Annotated in this window: 17 protein-coding genes; all 17 read left to right on the top strand. The window is 61.5% G+C overall.

What is annotated here, in order from left to right; translation table 11 throughout:
- Positions 1–2 precede the first annotated feature (2 nt).
- The 17 genes from flgK to fleQ all read left to right on the top strand — a co-directional run bounded on the left by flgK (position 3) and on the right by fleQ (position 22359).
- Entirely contained in the window at positions 3–2048 is a 2046-nt protein-coding gene (gene flgK / locus ACW4TB_RS09025) for a flagellar hook-associated protein FlgK (RefSeq protein WP_279929814.1), read from the top strand.
- 13 nt (positions 2049–2061) lie between these two features.
- Positions 2062–3633 carry a flagellar hook-associated protein 3 gene (locus tag ACW4TB_RS09030; RefSeq protein WP_254466238.1) on the top strand — a complete coding sequence of 524 codons (1572 nt, stop codon included), beginning with the start codon at positions 2062–2064 and terminating at the stop codon, positions 3631–3633.
- A gap of 74 nt (positions 3634–3707) precedes the next feature.
- Entirely contained in the window at positions 3708–7280 is a 3573-nt protein-coding gene (locus tag ACW4TB_RS09035; protein ID WP_254466237.1) for a glycosyltransferase, read from the top strand.
- Positions 7281–7426: 146 nt separating this feature from the next.
- Positions 7427–8200, top strand: a complete 774-nt coding sequence (gene rfbF / locus ACW4TB_RS09040; protein WP_254466236.1) for a glucose-1-phosphate cytidylyltransferase — start codon at positions 7427–7429, stop codon at positions 8198–8200.
- On the top strand, positions 8182–9264 hold the full coding sequence (gene rfbG / locus ACW4TB_RS09045; protein WP_254466235.1) for a CDP-glucose 4,6-dehydratase: 1083 nt from the start codon (positions 8182–8184) through the stop codon (positions 9262–9264). The genes rfbF and rfbG overlap by 19 nt, the downstream gene beginning before the upstream one ends.
- Positions 9261–9821, top strand: a complete 561-nt coding sequence (locus tag ACW4TB_RS09050) for a dTDP-4-dehydrorhamnose 3,5-epimerase family protein (protein ID WP_254466234.1) — start codon at positions 9261–9263, stop codon at positions 9819–9821. The genes rfbG and ACW4TB_RS09050 overlap by 4 nt, the downstream gene beginning before the upstream one ends.
- The gene (locus ACW4TB_RS09055) at positions 9818–11044 is read left to right on the top strand and encodes a class I SAM-dependent methyltransferase (RefSeq protein ID WP_279929820.1); all 1227 of its coding nucleotides are present in this window, start codon (positions 9818–9820) and stop codon (positions 11042–11044) included. The genes ACW4TB_RS09050 and ACW4TB_RS09055 overlap by 4 nt, the downstream gene beginning before the upstream one ends.
- Positions 11041–11919, top strand: a complete 879-nt coding sequence (locus tag ACW4TB_RS09060; protein WP_254466232.1) for an NAD-dependent epimerase/dehydratase family protein — start codon at positions 11041–11043, stop codon at positions 11917–11919. Before ACW4TB_RS09055 ends, ACW4TB_RS09060 begins: the two co-directional genes overlap by 4 nt.
- Positions 11920–11952: 33 nt before the next feature.
- On the top strand, positions 11953–12690 hold the full coding sequence (locus ACW4TB_RS09065; RefSeq protein WP_254466231.1) for a cephalosporin hydroxylase family protein: 738 nt from the start codon (positions 11953–11955) through the stop codon (positions 12688–12690).
- A gap of 36 nt (positions 12691–12726) precedes the next feature.
- Entirely contained in the window at positions 12727–15654 is a 2928-nt protein-coding gene (locus ACW4TB_RS09070) for a TIGR00180 family glycosyltransferase (RefSeq protein ID WP_254466230.1), read from the top strand.
- 260 nt (positions 15655–15914) lie between these two features.
- Positions 15915–16850 carry a ketoacyl-ACP synthase III gene (locus ACW4TB_RS09075; protein ID WP_279929826.1) on the top strand — a complete coding sequence of 312 codons (936 nt, stop codon included), beginning with the start codon at positions 15915–15917 and terminating at the stop codon, positions 16848–16850.
- 248 nt (positions 16851–17098) lie between these two features.
- The gene (locus ACW4TB_RS09080; RefSeq protein WP_254466228.1) at positions 17099–17950 is read left to right on the top strand and encodes a flagellin domain-containing protein; all 852 of its coding nucleotides are present in this window, start codon (positions 17099–17101) and stop codon (positions 17948–17950) included.
- A gap of 72 nt (positions 17951–18022) precedes the next feature.
- Entirely contained in the window at positions 18023–18397 is a 375-nt protein-coding gene (locus tag ACW4TB_RS09085) for a flagellar protein FlaG (RefSeq protein WP_254466227.1), read from the top strand.
- A gap of 79 nt (positions 18398–18476) precedes the next feature.
- On the top strand, positions 18477–19880 hold the full coding sequence (gene fliD, locus ACW4TB_RS09090) for a flagellar filament capping protein FliD (RefSeq protein ID WP_254466226.1): 1404 nt from the start codon (positions 18477–18479) through the stop codon (positions 19878–19880).
- A 131-nt stretch (positions 19881–20011) separates the two neighbouring features.
- Entirely contained in the window at positions 20012–20407 is a 396-nt protein-coding gene (gene fliS / locus ACW4TB_RS09095; RefSeq protein WP_046785357.1) for a flagellar export chaperone FliS, read from the top strand.
- 14 nt (positions 20408–20421) lie between these two features.
- A complete protein-coding gene (gene fliT / locus ACW4TB_RS09100; protein WP_254466225.1) occupies positions 20422–20718 on the top strand; it encodes a flagellar protein FliT in 297 nt (98 codons plus the stop codon).
- A gap of 165 nt (positions 20719–20883) precedes the next feature.
- Complete coding sequence (gene fleQ, locus ACW4TB_RS09105; RefSeq protein WP_012315528.1) at positions 20884–22359, top strand: transcriptional regulator FleQ; 1476 nt, start codon at positions 20884–20886, stop codon at positions 22357–22359.
- Positions 22360–22489 lie beyond the last annotated feature (130 nt).

Below are 22489 nucleotides of genomic sequence, written 5' to 3' on the forward strand. Positions count from 1 at the left end.
CCATGGCGAGTCTGATCAACATTGGTATGTCGGGGCTGGGCGCCGCGCAGTCGGGGATGTACACCCTCGGTAACAACATCGCCAACGCCGACGTCGATAGCTACTCGCGCCAGCAGAACGTGCAGAAGACCAAGGGCGGCCAGCAGGTCGGTCAGGTCTTCATGGGCAACGGCACCACGCTGGCGGATGTGCGCCGGGTGTACAACGCGTTCCTCGAGAACCAGTTGCGCACCACCACCTCGCTGAGCAGCGATGCATCCTCGTACCTGAATCAGATCACGCCGCTGGATACCGCCCTGTCCAGCAGCGACACCGGCATCACCGCTGCCCTGCAGAGCTTCTTCAGCGCCATGCAAGACGCCGCCGCCAAGCCGACCGAAGACGCCTCGCGCCAACTGCTGCTGACCAGCGCGCAGTCCCTGGCCAAGCGCTTCAACACCCTGTCGTCGCAGCTCAATCAGCAGAACAGCAACGTCAACAGCAACATGGCGTCGCTGGCAGATCAGGTGAACAGCCTGAGCAAGACCATCGCCGACCTCAACGACCAGATTTCCCGCGTCAGCTCCATTTCCGGCCAGCCCAACGATCTGCTCGACCAGCGCGACGGTGCGGTGCGTGAGTTGAGTGCATTGATTGGTACCGATGTGGTCGAGCGTGACGGCAACTACGACATCTATCTGAAGAACGGCCAGGCGCTGGTGCTGGGCAAGACCACCCAGACCCTGGGCGTGGAGCCGAGTGCCACCGACCCGACCCGCATGAGCCTGATCCTCAACCGCGGTTCGACCAAGATGGACATCACCAACAGCACCACCGGTGGTGAGATGGGTGGCCTGATCCGCTACCGCAAGGAAACCCTCGACCCGGCGCTCAACGAGCTGGGCCGTGTGGCGCTGGTGGTGGCCGACGCGATCAACAGCCAGCTGGCTCAGGGTATCGACAAGAACGGTGAGTTCGGCAGCAACCTGTTCGCCGATATCAACAGCGCCAAGGCTATCAGCGAGCGCAGCATCGCCAAGTCGGGCAACAGTGCGGGCTCCGGCAACCTCGATGTGACCATCAAAGACACTGGCAAGCTCTCCACCAGCGATTACCAGGTGACCTTCACCAGTGGCACCGGCTACAACGTCCGCAAGCTGCCGGAAGGCACCGACATGGGCAGCTTCGACCTCACCGACAACCCGCCACCGGTGATCGACGGTTTCACCCTGTCGCTCAACGGCGGTGCCTTGAGTGCCGGTGACAGCTTCAAGATCACCCCGACGCGCAATGCAGCGGCTGGCATCGAGGCGACGCTGACCGACCCCAAACGTCTGGCCATGGCCTCGCCACTGACCGGTACCAGCGGTTCGGGCAACAAGGGCACCGGCACCATCACTCAGCCGACCCTGACCTCCCAGCTGGACATCTACGACGCCGCTCAGCGCGCCGACCTGCAGACTGGCCTGAAATATTCCACCCCGGTCAAGCTGGTGTTCGGTGACGACACCGCCTCGCCCCAGGCCTACACCCTGTACGACGCCAAGGGTAACTCCATTGGTAGCGGCACCATCGTGCCCGGCCAAGACAACAAGTTGCAGCTGTCGGTGCCGATGGTCGATGCCAGTGGCAACCCGATCATGGATGGCGCGACCCAGAAGACCTTCACCTTCGAAATGGACGTCTCGGGTGCGCCGAAGAATGGCGACAGCTTTACCGTCGGGTTGACTGCTGCCGGTTCTGCCGACAATCGCAACGCGCAGTCGGTGATTGATCTGCAGACCAAGTCAACTGTCGAAGTCGGTGCCGACGGCAAGGGCATCAGCTTCACGGACGCCTACGCCAAGCTGGTGTCGAATGTGGGTGGCAAGGCCGGCCAGGCACAGATGGACAGCGATGCGACCAATGCGTTGCAAACGTCGGCACTTGACAGTCGCAACGGCTTGTCGGGTGTGTCGATCGACGAAGAGACCGGCAACCTGATCAAGTTTCAGCAGTACTACACCGCGTCGTCGCAGATCATCAAGGCGGCCCAGGAAACTTTCGCCACCCTGATCAACAGTCTTTAAGGAGCCGTAGATCGTGAGCGTACGCATCTCAACTTCGCAGTTCTACAACACCAACAGTGCCAACTATCAGCGCAACTTCGCCAATACGGTGAAGACTCAGCAGGAAGCCACCGATGGTATCCGCGTGCGCACGGCCAAGGACGATCCGGTAGGTGCTGCGCGTCTGCTGCAGCTCGAGCAGCAGCAGAACATGATCGACCAGTACAACAGCAACACCACCAGCGTGCGCAACGCGCTGGGCACGGCCGAGAGCACCCTGAACGCAGTTGGCAACATCCTGCAGCGGGTCAACGAACTGGCGGTCAGTTCCGGCAACGCAAGTTTCACTGACGAAGATCGCAAGGCCAACGCGGCCGAGCTTGATTCGCTGGAGCAGCAGTTGTTCACCTTGATGAACAGCAAGGATGAGAACGGCAAGTACATCTTCTCCGGCTCCAAGGGTGACACCCAGCCTTACGTGCGCAACTCCGATGGTACCTATACCTACCAGGGCGACCAGAGCCAGCTGAAGCTGCAGGTCGGTGACATGCTCAGCCTGGCGGCCAACGAAACCGGTTATGACGCGTTCGAGCAGGCCCTCAACACCAGCCGCAGCGAGACCCGTCTGACCAGCCCGGCTGTCGATGATGGCCGTGTCACCCTGTCCAATGGCCAGGTGTCCGGCAGTTCTACCTACAATGATCGTTTCCGCAGTGGTGAGCCCTACAGCATCGAGTTCACCAGCAGCACTGAATTCAAGATCACCGACGCCAATGGCACTGACGTGACCCTGGAAGCTACCCAGGGCGGCAAGTTCGACCCGAATGGCGAGAACACGTCGATCAGCTTCCGCGGTGTTGACCTGCGCCTGGACATCAGCTTCAAGGCCGGTGACGAAGCCGATCCGGATGCTGCCATCGCCGGCCATACCTTCAGCCTCAGCTCCAAGGCTGATGAGATTTCCGGTACCCGCAGCCCGGGTAACCCCTCGTCGACCCAGGTGACCGGTACGACGATCACCGACCAGGCCGCCTACAAGGCTGCCTTCCCCGAAGGCGCAGTGCTGAAGTTCACCAGTGCCACCGACTTCGAGCTGTATGCTTCGCCGGTCAGCGCCAACAGTCGGCCCATTTCTACCGGTACCCTCAGTGGCACCGCCGCGACTGCGATGGGCGTGGAGTTCGAGCTGTCGGGCGCACCGAGTGCCGGTGATTCGTTCGCTATCAAGGTCGATACGCACCAGACCCAGAACGTCCTCGACACCATCGGCCAGCTGCGTGCCGCGCTCAGCACGCCGATCGATGGTGACCCGGCGGCAGCGCAGGCGTTCAAGTCGGCGCTGGATTCGGCGATTGGCAATATCGGCAGCGCGACCAACCAGGTGACCTCGTCGATCGCCTCGATCGGCGGCCGTGGCCAAGCACTGGATGTTCAGGCCGAAACCAATGCTGCGCTGAGTGCGGAAAACACCAAGACCCAGAGCTCGATCCGCGAAAGCGACCCGGCCGAAGTGATGATCCGCCTGCAGATGCAGACCAACATGCTGCAGGCCTCGCTGCAGGCTTATGCCAAGGTCGCCGGCCTGTCGCTGGTCAATTACATCTGATAACGCACTGTGCGTAGTCAATCGTGCGCCGCCACCGTCAGGTGCGGCGCACTTTTTTTTCCAAGGTCGTCAACGTGAACGAAAAGCCTCTCGTCAGTATCGTCATCCCTGCGTACAACCCTCGCTTCTTCGCCCTGGCGTTGCACAGTGCCTTGAGCCAGACCTGCGAAGACCTCGAAGTGCTGGTCTGCGACGATAGCGCCGGCGATGAGATCGAGGCAATCGTTCGGGCGGCCCAGGCTGAGCAGGGCGCGCAGTTGCGCTATGTGCGTAATGTGCAGCGCAAGGGTTTCATCGACAACCTGTTGCACGGCCTGACGCAGGCAAACGGTACCCTGGTCAAGGTGCTGTGCGATGACGATCGCCTGTTTCCCCAGTGTGTCCAGCGTCAGGCTGAGGTACTGCAGGCGCATGACGAAGTCGGGCTGGTGCTCTCCCAGCGCGTGCTGGCCGACGAGAACAACTTCATCCTGCCGATGCGTCTGGCCAACGCCCGTTTTGCCAACGTCGACAGCCTGTTCAAGGGCGAGGACATGCTCGCCTTGCTTGACGGCCGGCCGATCAATTTCCTCGGAAACTTTTCCGCTGCGCTGATGCGTCGCGAGCAGGCGTTGCAGTGGATGCAGGCGTTGACCGCTGAGGGGCAGAGCTTTGTGGCGCTGCTGGACCTTGCGCTGTTCGCCTGCCTGATGCGCCGTGCCAACATGGTGATGCTGAGCGAGCCAGGCCTGCTCGAACGCCTGCACCCCGAGCGTCTGAGCAAGCAGCCAGCGCAGGTGATGGGGGCACCGCAAGAGTGGCGCTGGCTGTTGGAGATGGTCGCCGCGCGCAGCGGTGAAGCGGCGCCGGCCAGTGGCTGGGTGCGCTATGTGCCGCTGGCTGATGTACAGCAGCAACCGCGGCACTGGCAGGAGCTATGTGTGGCGCGAATCCTCAGCAACTGGGCCACGCGCTTGAGTGGCCGGGTTGGCAGTGACAGTGAAAGCTATGCCGAGTTGTACGAGCAGTGGTTAGCGGCGCGTCAGTTCAGTGCGGTGCAGCGGCGTTTGTTGCCGCAGACCGTGGCCGCCTGGCCGCGCCAGCCGCGCGTCGTACCGGTGGTGCTGGATACCGAAGGTGATGACCAGGCATTGCGCCAGACATTCGACAGTTTGGCCGGGCAGCTGTATCCGGCACACGCCTGCGTACTACTGGGTGATCAGGTGCCGCAGACCGACATCCCGCTGATACATCAGCCGCTGCAGGCGGACTGGTCACGCCAGCTCAACCAACTGCTGGCGTCGCTGCACGATGCCGACTGGATCTACCTGCTGCGCGCGGGCGATCGCTTGAGCGAGTCGGCATTGCTGCTGCTTGCCGAGCGTGTGGCTGTATTCCCGGATGTGGCTTGTGCCTACAGCGATGAAGGGGCCTGGCTAGATGGCAAGCCGGGTGAGCCGGTGTTCAAGCCTGGGTTCAACCTGGACCTATTGCGCAGCTATCCCTATGTCGGCCGCACGCTGGCTTTCGCCCGTGAGGCCATTCTCGACCTTGGTGGGCTGGATTCAACGTTCGCCGAGCTGGCGCCGCACGATCTGCTTTGGCGTCTGGTCGAAAGCCGTGGGCCCCAGGTCATCGAGCATATTGCCGAGATCCAGGTGCAATCGGCTCTGAGCTTTGCCCAGTGGTTGTCATTGCCGCAGGTGATCGCGCAGAGTGAGCCGGTGCTCACCGCGCACTTGAATCGGCTCGGTGTTGCTCACCGGATTCGTCACGATGAGCTGGCACTGCTCAACCGGGTCGACTATGTGCATGACAGCCAGGCGCTGGTGTCGATCATCCTCCCGGTGGGAGAAGACCTTGAGCAGTTGCAGCGCTGTGTCCAAGGGCTGATCGAACGCACTGCCGACAGCCGCTATGAGTTGCTTCTGGTCGCGGGTGCGCGGATTGAGGCTGGCATGGCTCAATGGCTGCAGGCCATGGCCGAGTTGGGCGCGGGCATGCTGCGGGTACTGCGAAAGGGCGGCAGCCAGCGCGCACAACTTATCGATGCGGCGGCGGCACAGGCCCGCGGCGAATACCTGCTGCTGCTCGATGCATCGCTGCAAGTGCTCGACGGCCAGTGGCTCAACGAGCTGTTGCAGCACGCCCAGCGCCCGGAAGTCGCGGTGGTCGGTGCCAAGCTGATCGATGCCCAAGGGCGTGTGGTCGAGGCCGGGCGCGTGCTGGGCGTGTCCAGTGGCGCTGGCCCGGCGTTCGCAGGGGAAGAGGTGCACGCGCGCGGTTACCTGCAGCGTTTGCAGGTGGTGCAGGACTGGAGCGCCGTTGGCGGTGATTGCTTGATGGTGCGCAAGGCTGTGTTCGATGATGTTGGCGGGCTGGCTGCTCAGCCGCTTGGGCAAGGGCTGGCGGAGCTTGACCTGTGCCTGCGGGCCGGCCGTCAGGGCTACCTGGTGGTAGGGACGCCCTATGCGTTGATGCTCAAGGCCCAGGGCGTGCAAGCCCAGACAGAATTCAGCCATGAACAGTTGCTTGAGCAGCAACAGGTGTTCTGTGATCGTTGGTTGAGCAAGGTGATTCGCGACCCGGCCTACAACCCAAGCCTGAGCCTGGCCAGTGCCGACTTCAGCCTCGAGCCTAGCCTGCGGGGTAGCTGGAACCCGTTATGCGCTCGGGCGCTACCTTCGGTACTGGGGCTGCCGTTGAACGACACTGCGGTGGGGCATTACCGGGTCAGCGAGCCGTTCAGTCAGCTGGAAGCTGCCGGGCGGGTGGTCGGGCGCATTGCCTTTGAGTCGCCCAGCGTGGTCCAACTGGCGCGCATGGACCCGGACGTGATCATTTTGCAGTTGCGCCACGCCGAAGACTCGGTGCGTGATATCGAGCGCATCAAGCGTTTCTCCAATGCCCGTCGGGTATTCGAGATCGACGATTACGTACTCAGTGCGCCGAAAAAGAATACCCATGCGCGCAACAAGCCAGCCGATATCGAACAGCACTTGCGCCGTGGCATCGGCTTGTGCGATCGCCTGGTAGTGACCACCCAGGCCTTGGCCAATGCGCTGTCTGACATGCATCACGACATTCGTGTAGTGCCAAACATGCTCGCACCACGCATGTGGGGGAATCTGCCGCAAAGCCGTCGCGGCACGTCCAGCAAACCGCGTGTGGGCTGGGGCGGGGGCACCAGCCACAGCGGTGATCTGGAAATCATTGCCGACGTGGTGCGTGAGCTTGCCAGCGAGGTGGAGTGGGTATTCTTCGGCATGTGTCCGGAAGCCCTCAAACCTTACATTCACGAGTACCATCCTGGCGTCCCGCTGCACCTGTATCCTGCGAAGCTGGCAAGTCTGAACCTTGACCTTGCCCTTGCGCCGCTGGAATTCCATATCTTCAACGACTGCAAGAGCAACCTGCGGCTGCTGGAGTACGGCGCTTGCGGCTACCCGGCTATCTGCACCGACACCGAAGCCTACCGGGGTTACCTGCCGTGCACGCGGGTTTACAGCAACAGCACCGAGGAATGGTTGTCGGCTATCCGATCGCACTTGACCGACCCGGCTGCCAGTTACCGCATGGGTGACCAATTGCGCGAAGCGGTGATGCGTGACTTTGTGCTGCGTGACGACAACCTGCGGCACTGGGAATGGGGTTGGCTGGCGGACTGACGTCAGGTTGTACGTGACAAGGGCCGCTTCGCGGCCTTTGTTTTTTTGGCTTGCACAGATTGGCGCATTTCCTGCAGTGCCCCCAGATATCGCCATAAATCCTTCACCCTGGCGGTTACCGGGGCGCGAAGTACATGAGGAAATCGATGAAGGCAGTCATTCTGGCGGGTGGCCTCGGCACGCGCATCAGCGAAGAGTCGCACCTCAAGCCAAAACCGATGATCGAAATCGGCGGCAAGCCAATTCTTTGGCACATCATGAAGCAGTATTCGGCGCATGGTATCCACGACTTCGTGATCTGCCTGGGCTACAAGGGCTACGCGATCAAGGACTTCTTCGCCAACTACTTCCTGCACACCTCGGACGTGACGTTCGACATGCGCGCCAACCGCATGGACGTGCATCAGAACTACAGCGAGCCCTGGCGTGTCACTTTGGTCGATACCGGTGACGAGAGCATGACCGGCGGCCGCCTGCGCCGTGTCGCCCGCTACCTGGAAGATGACGATGCATTCTGCTTCACCTACGGTGACGGTGTTTCGGACATCAATATCGGTGCGTTGGTCGATTTCCATCTTGGCCACGGCAAGCTGGCCACCGTGACTGCCGTACAACCACCCGGGCGCTACGGCGCCTTGCAGCGCGAAGGCAGCCTGGTGCGTGGCTTCAGCGAAAAACCGCGTGGGGATGGCGGCTGGATCAATGGCGGCTTCTTCGTGCTGTCGCCCAAGGTGATCCCCTACATCGCCAACGATGCTACGCCATGGGAGTCGGAACCACTGACCACCCTGGCCGAGCAAGGGCAGCTGATGTCGTTCGAGCATGACGGCTTCTGGCACCCGATGGATACGCTGCGTGACAAGAACCACCTTGAGCAGCTCTGGGCCAGCGGGGAGGCGCCATGGAAGCAATGGGACTGAGCCCTGCATTCTGGGCCGGTAAGCGGGTACTGGTCACGGGCCACACCGGGTTCAAAGGCAGCTGGCTTGTGCTTTGGCTACAGCAACTGGGCGCCCAGGTCACAGGCTTCGCCCTCGATCCCTCTACCGAGCCCAGCCTGTTCGAACTGGCCCGCGCCGGTGAGGGTATCGATGACCGCCGTGGCGATGTGCGTGACCTGGGTGTGCTGTTGGAACTGATCGCCGAAGTGCAGCCTGAAATTGTTCTGCACCTGGCTGCCCAGCCGCTTGTGCGCGAGGGCTACCGTGACCCATTGGGTACTTACTCGAGCAACGTCATGGGCACGCTCAATCTGCTGGAGGCGGTACGCCTGGTGGGTGGGGTGCGTGCCTGTGTGGTGGTCACCACGGACAAGGTCTATGCCAACCAGGAGTGGGCCTGGCCCTATCGTGAGAATGAAGCACTGGGGGGGCATGACCCGTACAGCAGCAGCAAGGCTTGCTGCGAGATTCTCGCACAATCCTATGCAGCGTCTTTTTTCCCGGCCGAACGCTTTGCCGAACATGGCCTGAGCCTGGCCACGGCACGTGCCGGCAACGTTCTGGGTGGCGGCGACTTTTCGCCGGAGCGCCTGATCCCCGACGTACTCAAGGCATGGTCCGCAGGCGAACCGGTAACCCTGCGTCTGCCCCAGGCCGTACGCCCCTGGCAGCATGCGCTGGAGCCCCTGGCGGGCTACCTGCAACTGGCTGCCGGTTTGTATGAGCAGGGCCAGCGATTTGCCGGCGCCTGGAACTTCGGCCCTGGCGAGGGCGACATGTGCAGCGTCGGTGAAGTGGTGCAGTTGCTCGCCGACCAGTGGCCGCAAGCCCCCGGGGTGGAGTTCCAGAAGAGTGACATGCACGAAGCCGGGCTGTTGCGTCTGGACAGCTCGCGTGCCCGCCATATGCTCGGCTGGCGCCCGCGATGGTCACTGCAGGAGTGTCTGGAGCGGACCTTGGGTTGGCACCTGGCCTGGCGCAAGGGCATGGATATGCGCGCGGTCAGCCTGACGCAGCTGAGCCTGTACCGGGAGTCGCTGTGAGCCAGTATACCTTGCACCCCTTGCCGCTGCCGGGCCTTGCCCGGGTCGAGCACCGTCGCCATGAGGATGCGCGCGGCGCCTTCTCGCGGCTGTATTGCGAAGACAGCCTGACGCGCTTCGGCGCGCCGTTCCACATCCGCCAGATCAATCGGTCGCTGACCCGTGAGCGCGGTAGCGTGCGTGGCCTGCATTACCAGGCCGGGCCGCAGCCGGAAAGCAAGTACATCACTTGCCTGCAGGGTGAGGTGTGGGATGTGGTGGTCGACCTGCGTGCCCATTCTCCGACCTTTCTGCACTGGCACGGCGAACGGCTCAAGGCCGGCGACGGCAGCAGCCTGCTGGTGCCTGCCGGCTTTGCCCATGGCTTCCAGGCGCTGAGTGACGACGCCGAATTGCTCTACCTGCACAGCGCCGACTATGCGCCGGAGCATGAGGGTGGCCTGTTTGTTTGCGATCCGCGCCTGGCAATTGACTGGCCATTGCCTTTGATCAACCTATCGGCCCGGGATGAACAGCATCCTTGGCTGGATGACCGTTTTACCGGAGTGACCCTATGAATTGCCGAGGCTGTGGCAGTGCCGTGCACCTGCCGTTGATCGACCTGGGAACCTCGCCACCCTCCAATGCCTACCTGCTGCCTGCGCAATTGGCCGAGGCCGAGCAGTGGGTGCCGCTGAAGGTTGCGGTGTGCGAGCAGTGCTGGCTGGTGCAGACCGAAGACTACACCCGCGCCGAGCAGCTGTTCGATGCCGACTATGCCTATTTCAGCTCTTACTCCAGCTCTTGGCTGGCACACGCCCAAGCCTATGTGACGAGCATGGTAGAGCGCTTCGGGCTGAGTGCCGACAGCCGAGTGGTGGAGATTGCCGCCAACGACGGCTATCTGCTGCAGTATGTCGCACAGCGTGGCATCCCTTGCCTGGGCATTGAACCGACCCGTAGCACGGCAGCCGCGGCCCGTGCCAAAGGCTTGGACATCCGCGAGGTATTCTTCGGCCGGCAAGTGGCAGCGGGCCTGGTGGCCGAAGGCTGGAGTGCCGACCTGATGGCGGCGAACAACGTGCTCGCCCACGTGCCTGACATCAATGACTTCCTCGGTGGGTTTGCCACCCTGCTCAAGCCGGGCGGCGTCGCTACGTTCGAGTTCCCTCATTTGCTCACCCTGATGGCCGAGCACCAGTTCGACACGCTGTATCACGAGCATTATTCGTACCTGTCGCTGACAGCCGTGCAGATTCTCTGCCAGCGCAACGCCCTGGAGATCTTCGATGTGCAGCAACTGCCGACCCACGGTGGTTCGCTGCGGGTCTTCGTGCAGCGTGCCGACGGCGAGCGCCGCGCGATAAGCCCTTCGGTAGACGAGCTGCTGATCATCGAAAACGATGTTGGCGTGCGCACCGCTGCGTTCTATTCGACCCTGGCCCCTGCCGCCGAGCGCATCAAGCTGCAATTGCTGCGTTTCTTGCTCGAAGCCAAGGCTGCCGGCAAGCGTGTGGTCGGCTACGGCGCAGCCGCCAAGGGCAACACCTTGCTCAACTACGCCGGGGTCAAGGCCGACCTGCTGGCCTGGGTGGCCGATGCCAACCCGCACAAACAAGGCAAGTTTCTCCCGGGCAGCCGCATCCCGGTGGTGGCGCCCGAGCGCCTGGCCACGGAGCAGCCCGACTATGTGCTGGTGTTGCCATGGAACCTGCTGCGCGAGGTCAGCGAACAGCAGGCGGGGATCCGTGAATGGGGCGGGCGGTTCGTCATTGCCGTACCCGAGTTGACCGTACTGTGAGCGCGCCGCATGTGCTGGTGACTGGCGCCACCGGTTTCGTCGGCCGCCACCTAGTGGCCGAACTACTGGCGCGTGGCTGCCGTGTGCGAGCCGTGGCGCGTGATGCGCAGCGGGCTCAAGTAATGCCCTGGTTCGATCAGGTGCAGTTCGTGGCCGCTGACCTGCAGCAGGCCACGCCTGAGCAGGTCGCCGTCTGGGTCGAGGGTATCGATGCATTGGCTCACCTGGCATGGCCAGGGCTGCCCAACTACCAGGCGCTGTTCCATCTGGAGCAAAACCTGATGGCCGACTACCACTTCATCAAGCAGGTGGTGCTGGCGGGGGTGCCCCAGGTGCTGGTGACCGGTACCTGCTTCGAGTACGGCATGCAGAGCGGACCGCTGGGCGAGCAATCCCCGGCACACCCCGCCAACCCCTACGGGTTGGCCAAGCACAGCCTGCATCAGTTTCTCCAGGCACTGCAGCGCCATCATCCGTTTGCGTTGCAATGGGCACGGCTGTTCTACCTGCACGGCGAGGGGCAGAACCCCAACAGCCTGCTGGCGGCGCTCGACCACGCCATCGACAGCGGTGCGGCAACTTTCGACATGTCAGGCGGCGAGCAGTTGCGCGACTTCCAGCCGATCACACAAGCCGCACGCCAGCTTGCCGGGGTGCTGCAGTGCCGGAGTTTCTCGGGCGTGGTCAACTGCGCAAGCGGCCAGCCAGTCGCTGTGCGCAGCCTGGTCGAGCAACGCCTGCGCGAGCGCGGTTCCAGCGTGCAACTGAACCTTGGCCATTACCCTTATCCGACCCACGAGCCCATGGCGTTCTGGGCGGTTACCGACCGTCTGCAACACATACTGCAATCCACTACCGAGCCTGTGCGCCGCTAGGGCGGCCGGGTCAACACTTTCAAGAGGCTTCACATGAGCGACAAGACGCCAGAGCAGGTATTTGCCGAAGAGTGCCAGGCCGAGATCCGCGACCAAGGCAACAATACCGAACTGTGCAATCTGGCCCAGACCTTCTACAACGAGTCGGCCAAGCATAAGTACACCTACCATTTCAGCTGGATGGGCCGCCCGATCATCCAGTTGCCGCAAGACATGGTTGCCATGCAGGAGCTGATCTGGAAGATCAAGCCCGACCTGATCATCGAGTGCGGCATCGCCCATGGCGGTTCGATCATCTACTACGCGTCGATGATGGAGCTTGTAGGGCATGGTGAGGTGCTTGGCATCGACCTGGACATCCGTGCGCACAACCGCGAAGCCATCGAAAGCCATCCGATGTTCAAGCGCATCAGCATGATCCAGGGCTCGAGCATCGACCCCGCGGTGGTCGAGCGTGTGAAGGCGCTGGCCGAAGGCAAGAAAGTCATCGTCGTGCTCGACTCCAACCACACCCATGAGCACGTGCTCGCCGAGCTGCGCGCTTATGCCCCTTTGGTATCGCAGGGCAGCTACTGCGTGGTGATGGACACCGTGGTCGAGGACATGCCCGAGGATGCCTTCCCGGACCGCCCATGGGGTGTCGGCGACAACCCGCGCACTGCGGTCTGGGCTTACCTGAAGGAAACCGAAGACTTCGTCATCGACGCCGAGGTCCACGACAAGCTGCTGATTACCGTGGCCCGTGACGGCTACCTGCGCCGCGTGCGCTGAATCCTAGAACCAGCCGGACAACGGGCAGGAACACATATGCAGGCTCATGCACAGCACCCGGGCGACGCGTCGCTCAAGGACCGCCTCACCCTGGTGGTGATTACTCACAACCGCCCGGCGTTCCTGCGCCGGACCTTGTACTACTACCGCAATTACCCGGCGACCATCCTGGTGCTGGACTCCTCGTTGCAGGCCGACGATGAAATCGTGCGCGACTACCCGCATGTCGATTACCGTCACCTGCCGCAGTTTTCCTATTCAGGGCTGCAGGAGAAGCTTACCTATGGTGTCAACGCGGTACGCACGCCATTCATGACCTTTGCGGCAGTGGATGATTTCTTGCTGTATGACGGCATGACCCAGTCGGTGGAGTTTCTCGAGCAGAACCCCGACTATGGCGTTTGCCACGGCTACGGCATGATGTACCTGGGGCGCGGTACCCAGGTGGACTTCTACAAGCGCGACAATCGGGTGCAGGAAGATTACTGCGCCGAACGACCCGAGCAGCGCCTGATCGAGTTCATGGGGCAGTTCCTTCCGCCATTCTACGCGGTGACCCGCACTGACCTGTTGCAGCAGTGGTATGCCCTGTTACCGCCGGGCACCAACTTCGAGTGGCAGGAAATCGGCCATACCTTCTATCTGCTGGTCAACGCCAAGGCGCGTATCCTGCCGATCCCCTATGCGGTCCGTGAGATCAATTACGGGGGCTCGGAGCACAACACCAACGTACTTACCGTACTGGCCTTGCAGGATGATAAGTCGCGCCAGGACCGTGAAGCCTTTGCCGAATTTCTCGCCTCGATCCCGACCGCCCTGAGCGGGCAGGGTGCCGAAGCGGTCAAGCGCATCGCCCTGGAGAGCTTCAAGGCGATGGCCGAGGGCCTGCTGACCGGTGTGGCGCTGCAGGGGTGCCTGATCGTGCGTTCGCACTGGAAGCTGGCCGAGCGCGAGCCGCGTCGTGTGTTTGGCGAGCAGCAGTTCGTCGAGATGCCGTTCTACAACAAGCCGATGTTCGACTTGCTGGCTGAATGTGAATTCCTCATCCATACCATGCCTGCCGGTCGCCAGCAGCTCATCGAACTCGAGCCGATCCTGTTGCGCCAGGCGCAACTGATGCAGGTTCATGCCAATGACGATGCCCGCACCCAGCGCAGCCGCCTCTGGGAGGCGTTGACCCTTAGCCCCTTCAACCGCACGGTGGTTGAGCGCCTGGTGGCCTCGCTGGAAGAGGCCGGTGACGAGGCCGAGGCCGCGCCGCTGCGTGGCTGGCTGCGCCGCCTGCAATCGGCTCCGTGCTACGACAGCCAGGCGCTGCTCGACAGTTTGCCTTCTGGCCAGTTGATGAAGTGGCTGCAGGCGCGCGAGCCCGATGCTGAACAGGCGCGTCAAGCTGCTGCACGTCTGGCGCGGCATCAGGGTGGCCCGACGTTCGGTATCCTGTTGCTGGACCTTGAAGCCGACATGGCCAAGTTGCAGGCAACCTTCGACAGCCTCATGGGCGGGCACAGCCGCGCCTTCAAGGTCGTGGTGTTGACGACCGGCGAACTGCCAACTGTTACCCGGCCGCAGCAGACTGTGCACTTCGTTCAGGTGACCGCGCAGGATTACATCCAGCGCATGAACGAGGCCGCGCGGCACCTGGACACCGACTGGATCATGCTGGCCGAAAGCGGAGACCGCTTCACTGGTACCGGCTTGCTGCGTGCGAGTCTGGAATTGCTGAACGTGGAGGGCGTGCGGGCGGTGGCGATGGATGAGCTGCAGAGCCAGGCCGATGGTTCTCTGCGCGAAGTGTTGCGTCCGGGCGTCAACCTCGACCTGCTGCAGAGCGTGCCGGGAGCGATGGCGCGGCATTGGTTGGTGCGTCGCGATGTGTGGCTGGAGGCCGGCGGTTTCGATACCAGGTACCCGCAGGCCCTGGAGTTCGATCTTTTGCTGCGCCTGGTCGGTCAGGCCGGGCTGGCCGGTTTGGCTCATCTGGCCGAGCCCTTGCTGATCTGCAATGCGCCGGGTACTGACAGCCATGATCAGGCGCGTGCCGTGCTCGCCCAGCATATAGCCCAGCGTGGCTATGCCGCCTCGGTCGGTTCGGCTCACCCGGGCACGCTGCAGATCGATTATCGCCACCAGGAGCGCCCGGCAGTCTCGATCATCCTGCATTGCCAAGATAACTTCGAAGAGATTCAGGCATGCATGGTCAGTGTGATCCAGCGGACCCGTTACCAGAATCACGAGATACTGATTGCCGACAATGCCAGTCGCTCGTCAGCATTGCGCGATTGGTTAGGCAGCTTGCAGGCCGCTGGCAGCCGGGTGCGAGTGATCCGCAGCGAACAGGTGATTGCGCCCACAGCCATGATCAATCTGGTCAGTCGTGAGGCGCGTGGCGAGTATCTGGTGATGCTCGACAGCTCGGCCGAAGTGCTCAATGCCAACTGGCTGGAAGGGTTGCTCAACCAAGCCCAGCGCCCGGAAGTCGGGGTGGTCGGTGGCAAGCTGCTGTGCGCTGAGGGGAAGGTCGTCGAAGCGGGCTTGGTGCTGACGGCGCGGGCGGGTGTGCGCGCGGCGTTCGCGGGCGAGACCAAGGATGCACCGGGCTACCTGCAGCGTCTGCAGGTGGAGCACGGTGTGTCGGCGGTATCGGGGTGCATCATGCTGCGTGCTGAGCTGTTGCGTGCAGTCGCAGGCCTCGATGAGCAGGCACCGAGCGTGCGTGCGGCCCAGGTCGAGCTGTGCCTGCAGGCAGCTGAAGCCGGCTTGTTGGTGGTGTACACGCCCCAGGCGCAAGCCGTGCGGCATGCACAGGCCAGCGATGATGCGATGGAGGGCGCGGCCCTGAGTGAGCGCTGGGCGCACATGCTGGCCCAAGACCCCTGTTACAACGCGAGCCACAGCTTTGAAGGCAAGCTGTTCAGTCTTGAGCTTGCGCGTGGGGTCGATTGGCAAGCCTTGATCGCCTGAGGATTGCTTGCAGGCTGTCACGAGCCATGACCGCTTCGCGGTGGTCATGGCTTTTTTGTGGGTGATGCGGTGCCCTTTGTCGATTCGACAAAAAGAGCGTGACTTGAGAGTCAGAACGCGCATCTTCACTGTATATTGTCGAAACCGGGAACCGCCGCGTTGCCCCGGACAAGGCGTCAGGGATCGGAAGCTACCGTCGCCTGGCGTTTTGCCGTTTGTGCCGTGGCGGGTATTTCGCTGTTACTGAATTGGGAAGCCATATGATTGGCATTAAAAGCATCGCCAGTTACGTGCCGACTGAAGGCGTGGACAACTACGCACAGGGCGCGAAATTCGGCAAGGACCAGGATTTCATCTTTGGCAAGATCGGTTCGACCTTCTTGCCGCGCAAGGAAGCCACCCAGGAAACCTCCGACCTCTGCGTCGAGGCTGCCAGGAATCTGTTCGCTGCCAATCCATCGCTGGACCCGGCATCCATCGACGCAGTGATCGTCATTACCCAGAACGGTGACGCCGAAGGCTTGCCGCACACTGCGGCGATCGTCCAGCACAAGTTGGGGCTACCCACCGCCATTGCTGCTTTCGATATCTCCCTGGGCTGCTCTGGCTATGTCTACGGCCTGTACGCGATGAAGGGCTTCATGGAAGCCGCTGGTCTGAAGAATGGCCTGCTGATCACTGCTGACCCCTATTCGAAGATCGTCGACCCTGAGGATCGCAACACCACCATGCTGTTTGGTGATGCTGCCACTGCCACCTGGATGGGCGAGGATGCCACCTGGCAGCTGGGCAAGTCGCTGTTCGGCAGTGACGGTGCCGGCGCCGAGCACCTGCGCACCACTGATGGCAAGTTCTTCATGAACGGCCGTCAGGTTTACAACTTCGCCCTGGTCAAGGTACCGGCACACCTGCACCAACTGCTTGAAGCCAGCGAACTGCAGGCGCATGACATTGATTTGTACTGCCTGCATCAGGGCAGCGCGGCAATCGTAGATGCCGTGTCGGCGCGCTTTGTCGAAGGCGAGCACAAGCAGAAGTTCGTCAAAGACATGGTCGAAACCGGCAATACCGTGTCGTCGAGCATTCCGCTGCTGCTGGAAAAGCACGTGCTCGGCTCGCAGCACAAGCGTGTAGCGCTCAGTGGCTTCGGTGTGGGCCTGTCGTGGGGCTCGGCCATCATCGAACGCCGTGACTGACCGTTCATGGCCGTGATAGACGCCGCCTTCAGGCGGCGTTTTCTTTTTTGATCTGCGGGGGAGGGCGCCTGTAATCTGGCGTCAACTCCCTGATTTCATTGGGCTGGCAGGATGCCAGTAATTTTTTTCGAAAATGCCCTAAAGCAACACGCTGTGACGACGATAACTATTACGAAGGTTCTCTGTGCCACACCCGGCGAATTGCCAAGGCCGGAAGCCGTAGTACCCAATCCAACGAGGAATTCGTCATGGCTTTGACCGTTAACACCAACACCACCTCTCTGGGCGTTCAGAAAAACCTGAACCGTGCTTCCGATGCACTGAGCACCTCGATGACTCGTCTGTCCTCCGGCCTGAAAATCAACAGCGCCAAAGACGACGCCGCCGGCCTGCAGATCGCTACCCGCATGACCTCGCAGATCCGTGGTCAGACCATGGCTATCAAAAACGCCAACGACGGTATCTCCATCGCCCAGACCGCTGAAGGTGCGATGCAAGAGCAGACCAACATCCTGCAGCGTATGCGTGAACTGGCAGTCCAGTCGCGAAACGACACCAACAGCACCGAAGACCGTGAAGCGCTGAACAAAGAATTCGCGCAGATGTCCGACGAACTGAGCCGTATCGCCAACTCCACCCAGCTGAACGGCAAAAACCTGCTGGACGGTTCCGCTGGCGTCCTGACCTTCCAGGTCGGCTCCAACTCCGGTGCCAACAACCAGATCAGCATCAGCCTGGACAGCGGTTTCGACGCTGCTACTCTGAGCGTTGACTCGGATACCATCGCCATCACCGGTTCCACCAGTGACGAAGCCGAAGCCAGCATGAACGCTGCGCTGGACGCCATCGACGCCGCTCTGCAGACCATCAACTCCACCCGTGCTGACCTGGGTGCTTCGCAGAACCGTCTGACCAGCACCGTCAACAACCTGCAGAACATCAACGAGAACGCCGAAGCCGCTCGTGGCCGTGTACAGGACACCGACTTCGCTGCTGAAACTGCCCAGCTGACCAAGCAGCAGACCCTGCAGCAAGCTTCGACCTCGGTTCTGGCCCAGGCCAACCAGCTGCCATCCGCTGTACTGAAGCTGCTTCAGTAATCACCGATGGTGACCGGCGGGGGAGTGCATATTGAAGCACTTCCCCGCCTTTTCGTTGCGAGGTGGTAAGTCATGGACATGAGCGTCAAGTTGAACCTGTCCTACCCGACTGCTCGTTCGGCCGAACAGGTCGGCGACAAGCCGGTTGCCCGGTTGGCCGATGCGCCCCGCGGCAGTGATACGCTTGAACCCAAGGCAGTCAGTGCTGCCGAAAAAGGAACCGATGCCGAAAAGGTCAAAAGCGCCGTATCGGAAATCGAGAAGTTCCTCAGTTCGACCCGACGCAACCTGGAGTTCTTTACGGACGAAGAATCCGGCAAGATCGTGGTCAAGGTCATCGCCAGTGAAACGGGTGAGCTGATCCGCCAATTGCCCTCCGAAGAGGCGCTGCGGATTGCCCACAGCCTGAGCGATGTAAACAGTCTTTTGTTCGACGCCAAGGTCTGATCGGCGGCGAATGCTTCAAGGCGAGTTCATGTCAGTCGTGCAGGAGCAGGGCTGACGTTGCGAAGAGAGGGATAACTGTATGGCGAGTACCATTGTCTCCAGTATCGGCCAGGGTACCGGGCTGAACATTACCGAGATGGTCGAGGCGCTGGTGTCAGCCGACACTGCGGCCAAAAAGGCGCAGATTACCCGGCAGACCAGCAATAACTCCGCGATGATCTCCGGGGTGGGCTCGCTGCGCAGTGCCCTGACGGCGTTCCAGGATGCCATGAAAAAGCTCAACGACTCAACCGCGCCGGCGTTCAACGCCTATGCGGCGACGTCTGCGAACGAAGCGGTGGTCAAGGTCACCTCGGGCAATACTGCCGTGGCTGGCAGCTACAGCATCGTGGTCGACAAGCTGGCCACCGGTTCCAAGGTCGCCAGTCAGCCGTTTGTCGGCGGCTCTGCCTCGGCCATCAGTGAAGGTCAGCTGACCGTCAGTCAGGGCGGTAATAACTGGACGCTGGATATTGCCAGTGGCGCCACCCTGGAAAGCGTGCGCGACCAGATCAACCAGGAGCTTGGTGTTCAGGGCGTGTCGGCCAACATCATCAATGGTGAGGGCGGCGCACGCCTGGTACTCAGCTCTACCACCACGGGTGAGGGCAGTGACCTCTCGCTCAGTGGTATCCCTGAGCTGGAGATCGATGGCACCGCGAAGATGTCCGACACGGGCGCCGGCTATATCACAGCCCTGGCCCAGGATGCAGAGCTGACTATCGATGGCCTGAAGGTCACCAGTGCGAACAACACCATAGACAATGCCATCAGTGGCATGAAGCTGGAGTTGACCGGTGTCAGCGCTTCCGCGACCAGCCCTACCCAGATTACTGTGGCGGCGGACAACGACGGCCTGCAGAAGTCCATCCAGTCGTTCGTCGATGCTTACAACACCCTGCAGAGGGCGATCACTTCGCTGACCACCACCAGTCGGGACGCGAATGACAACCTGGTGCTCGGCCCGCTGACCAACGACCCGACCACGCGTTCGTTGCTCAACGATGTGCGCAAGGTGCTCAGCGAGGTGGGGGCGGGCGATCAGCTGACCAGCTTGAGCCAGTTGGGTATCAACACCACCAAGGATGGCACCTTGGAGTTCAACACCACCAAGTTCACTGCCGCCATGAACGACAAGAAGCTCGGCGCCGAGGTGCAGGAGCTGTTTACCGGTACCAACGGTATCTTCGAGCGCATGAACAAGGCGATCGACCCGTACAATGCCACCGACGGCAGCCTGGCTACGCGCAAGGCCAGTCTGGACAAGGTCGCCAAGAACCTGGCCGATCAACAGACTGCCCTGGAGCGTCGCACCGAGTCGCTGACCGAGTCGCTGACCAAGAAGTACGTAGCGATGGATACTGCGGTGGCCAAGCTCAATGCCCAAGCCAACCAGATCAAGGCGGTCTTCGATGCCCTCAACGCTCAGGCCAAGAATTCCTGATCGACCCTGAGTGACAAAAGCCCGGCAGCGTCTTCCGACGCGCCGGGCTTTTTGTTTTGGCCCTAAAGTTTTTTGACGTGCCGGCGATACACAGGTACAAGCAACCTTTTTCGCAGCAACGAGGTAGATCCATGAACCCGATGTTGGCCCTTCGGCAGTATCAGAAAGTCAACGGTGTGGCCCAGACGTCCGAAGCCAGCCCGCACCGCCTGGTACAAATGCTCATGCAGGGCGGTCTTGATCGCATGGCTCAGGCCAAGGGCGCCATTGCGCGCAATGATGTCGCCCAGAAGGGTATCCTCATCGGCAAGGCCATCGACATCATCGGTGGCCTGCGTGAAGGCCTGGACCTTGAAAACCACGCTGACAGCCTGACCGAACTGGACAACCTCTACACCTACATGAGCCGTCGGTTGATCGAGGCCAATGCCAAGAGCGACCCTACCATCATCGATGAAGTGGCGCGCTTGCTGATCACCGTCAAGGAAGGTTGGGACGCGATCGGCGATCCGTCGGCGGCTTCCTGAGAAAGGAGGATGACATGAGCGAAGTAATCACCCGTATCGAGCAAACCCGTGAGTTGCTGCTTTCTGCGCTGGCCAGTCGGGACTGGGATGCGGTGGGGGAGCTGGACCTGGAGTGCCGTCTGCGCATCGGTGACTTGCTCGGCGACGCTCAGGGCAAGGAAGTCGAAGTACGTGACAGCCTGGAGCAGTTGCTGGGCGTTTACCGGCAATTAATCGAGGTTGCAAGTGGTGAACGTCAATCAGTAGTCGACGAGATGGTGCAAATCCGTCAGGCGAAAAACGCCGCTAAGGTATACCATCTGTTCACTTGACCACAGATGTCCTAAAAGCCATGCGCCATTAATTTGACTGCATGCTTTTTTTTGACTTTACTAGTGGCTGTTTTCGAATTTCAGACGTCCGAACACTGACCATTCAGTCTGAATGATGTCGAGCACGCCCTCGGGCGCCGATATGACTAGGGAAGTTGCTATTGCATGTGGCGTGAAACCAAGATTCTCCTGATCGATGACGACAGCGCCCGCCGCCGCGATCTGGCAGTGGTTCTGAACTTCCTCGGCGAAGAAAACCTGCCCTGCTCCAGCCAGGATTGGCAGCAGGTGGTGGGGGCATTGTCTTCCAGCCGTGAAGTGCTCTGCGTGCTCATCGGAACCGTGGATGCTCCAGGCAATGTGCTTGGGTTGCTTAAGACAGTGGCCGGGTGGGATGAGTTCCTTCCGGTATTGCTGATCGGCGAAATTTCTTCTGCGGATTTCCCCGAAGAGCTCCGCCGTCGCGTGCTGGCCAACCTTGAGATGCCGCCCAGCTATAGCCAGCTGCTCGACTCCCTGCACCGTGCCCAGGTCTATCGCGAGATGTACGACCAGGCCCGTGAGCGTGGCCGTCAGCGCGAGCCCAACCTGTTCCGCAGCCTGGTGGGCACCAGCCGCGCCATCCAGCATGTTCGGCAGATGATGCAGCAGGTCGCCGATACCGACGCCAGCGTGCTCATTCTTGGTGAGTCCGGTACTGGCAAGGAGGTGGTCGCGCGCAACCTGCATTACCACTCCAAACGCCGCGAAGCGCCGTTCGTGCCGGTCAATTGCGGGGCGATCCCGGCCGAATTGCTGGAAAGCGAACTGTTCGGCCACGAGAAGGGTGCGTTCACGGGCGCCATCACCAGCCGTGCCGGGCGCTTCGAGCTGGCCAATGGCGGTACGCTGTTCCTTGACGAGATCGGCGACATGCCGCTGCCGATGCAGGTCAAGCTGTTGCGTGTGCTGCAGGAGCGTACCTTCGAGCGGGTGGGCAGCAACAAGACCCAGAGCATCGATGTGCGCATCATCGCCGCAACCCACAAGAACCTCGAGACCATGATCGAGGGTGGGACCTTCCGCGAAGACCTGTACTACCGCCTCAACGTGTTCCCGATCGAGATGGCGCCGTTGCGTGAGCGTGTGGAAGACATTCCGCTGCTGATGAACGAGCTGATTTCGCGCATGGAGCATGAGAAGCGCGGCTCGATACGCTTCAACTCTGCTTCGATCATGTCGCTGTGCCGGCATGGCTGGCCGGGCAACGTCCGCGAGCTGGCCAACCTGGTCGAGCGCATGGCGATCATGCACCCGTACGGCGTGATTGGCGTGTCGGAGCTGCCGAAGAAATTCCGCTACATCGACGATGAAGACGAGCAGTTGGTCGACAGCCTGCGCAGCGACCTCGAAGAGCGCGTGGCGATCAATGGCCACGCGCCGAGCTTCGCCAACCATGCCATGCTGCCGCCTGAGGGCCTGGACCTGAAGGATTACCTGGGCAGCCTGGAGCAGGGTTTGATCCAGCAAGCGCTGGACGATGCCAACGGTATCGTGGCGCGGGCGGCTGAACGTTTGCGTATTCGGCGTACCACCTTGGTGGAGAAGATGCGCAAGTACGGCATGAGCCGCCAGGGCGGTGAGGAGCAGGCTGAAGATTGACTTCGCCTGTACCGCCACAATCGCCGGCAAGCCGGCTCCCACATGGATTGCGCCAACTTTTAGAAGTTGAGCAAGACAGTTGCTCCCACAGGTGCCCCGCAGCCTTTGAATGCTGCGGGGGTCCCTGTGG

This window comes from Lelliottia jeotgali, from assembly GCF_977070485.1.

Coding starts and splice junctions, on each gene's coding strand:
- flgK (WP_279929814.1), top strand. CDS start 3: ATGGCGAGTCTGATCAACATTGGTATGTCGGGGCTGGGCGCCGCGCAG.
- rfbF (WP_254466236.1), top strand. CDS start 7,427: ATGAAGGCAGTCATTCTGGCGGGTGGCCTCGGCACGCGCATCAGCGAA.
- rfbG (WP_254466235.1), top strand. CDS start 8,182: ATGGAAGCAATGGGACTGAGCCCTGCATTCTGGGCCGGTAAGCGGGTA.
- ACW4TB_RS09055 (WP_279929820.1), top strand. CDS start 9,818: ATGAATTGCCGAGGCTGTGGCAGTGCCGTGCACCTGCCGTTGATCGAC.
- ACW4TB_RS09065 (WP_254466231.1), top strand. CDS start 11,953: ATGAGCGACAAGACGCCAGAGCAGGTATTTGCCGAAGAGTGCCAGGCC.
- ACW4TB_RS09070 (WP_254466230.1), top strand. CDS start 12,727: ATGCAGGCTCATGCACAGCACCCGGGCGACGCGTCGCTCAAGGACCGC.
- ACW4TB_RS09075 (WP_279929826.1), top strand. CDS start 15,915: ATGATTGGCATTAAAAGCATCGCCAGTTACGTGCCGACTGAAGGCGTG.
- ACW4TB_RS09080 (WP_254466228.1), top strand. CDS start 17,099: ATGGCTTTGACCGTTAACACCAACACCACCTCTCTGGGCGTTCAGAAA.
- ACW4TB_RS09085 (WP_254466227.1), top strand. CDS start 18,023: ATGGACATGAGCGTCAAGTTGAACCTGTCCTACCCGACTGCTCGTTCG.
- fliD (WP_254466226.1), top strand. CDS start 18,477: ATGGCGAGTACCATTGTCTCCAGTATCGGCCAGGGTACCGGGCTGAAC.
- fliS (WP_046785357.1), top strand. CDS start 20,012: ATGAACCCGATGTTGGCCCTTCGGCAGTATCAGAAAGTCAACGGTGTG.
- fliT (WP_254466225.1), top strand. CDS start 20,422: ATGAGCGAAGTAATCACCCGTATCGAGCAAACCCGTGAGTTGCTGCTT.
- fleQ (WP_012315528.1), top strand. CDS start 20,884: ATGTGGCGTGAAACCAAGATTCTCCTGATCGATGACGACAGCGCCCGC.